The organism is Streptomyces sparsogenes, assembly GCF_001704635.1.
GTDB lineage: Bacteria > Actinomycetota > Actinomycetes > Streptomycetales > Streptomycetaceae > Streptomyces > Streptomyces sparsogenes.
The window spans coordinates 1-766 of record NZ_MAXF01000263.1; the positions used below are offsets into that span (position 1 = coordinate 1).

Below are 766 nucleotides of genomic sequence, written 5' to 3' on the forward strand. Positions count from 1 at the left end.
CTCAACAGCACCGCCGCCGGTCTGGTGCGGATGGCCAATGACCCGGGTACGGCGGTCAAGGGGATGTGGGACGCGTTCCAGCAGGATCCGTCCGAGGGGCTGGGGCGGCTGCTGCCGGAGCTGATCGGCACGAAGGGTCTGGGTGGGGCGAAGACGGCGGTGACGGCTGCCGAGCGGCTGCCCGCCACCTTGGCCAAGGCGGAGGGCCCCGCCATGCGGACGCTGGCCAAGGACGGGGCCGCGCCGCATGCGACGCCGGATGTGGCGAAGACGGCCGGGGGTACGGATCCGGTGGATTTGGCGTCGGGGCGGATGTATCTGCCGCAGCGGGATGTGGTGTTGCCGGGGGCGTTGCCGCTGGTGTTCGTGCGGCGGGCGGAGTCGGGGTATCGGGTGGGGCGGTGGTTCGGGCCGACGTGGTCGAGTTCGGCTGATCAGCGGTTGGAGATCGGTGCGCGGGGTGTGGTGTTCGTCGCGGAGGACGGGTTGCTGCTGTCGTATCCGCATCCGGCGCCGGGGGTGCCGACGCTGCCCGAGCTGGGGCCGAGGTGGCCGCTGGAGCGGACGGTGGCGGGCGACTACACCCTCGCCGATCCGGACACCGGCCGCACCTGGTACTTCACCGGCCCGGAAGGGGGCGGGGACGGCGAGGCGCCGCTGGTGGAGATCAGCGATCGCAACGGCCACCGCCTGACCTTCGAGTACGACGTCCAGGGCGCCCCGGCCGCGATTGTCCACAGCGGCGGCTACCACCTCAAGCTCACCA

At 72.1% G+C, this 766-nt stretch carries 1 protein-coding gene; it reads left to right on the forward strand.

Annotation, left to right across the window (positions count from 1 at the left end; all coding sequences use genetic code 11):
- Positions 1-766: DUF6531 domain-containing protein (locus BBH68_RS38775; protein WP_245738545.1), on the forward strand; the 766-nt coding region annotated here is incomplete at both ends.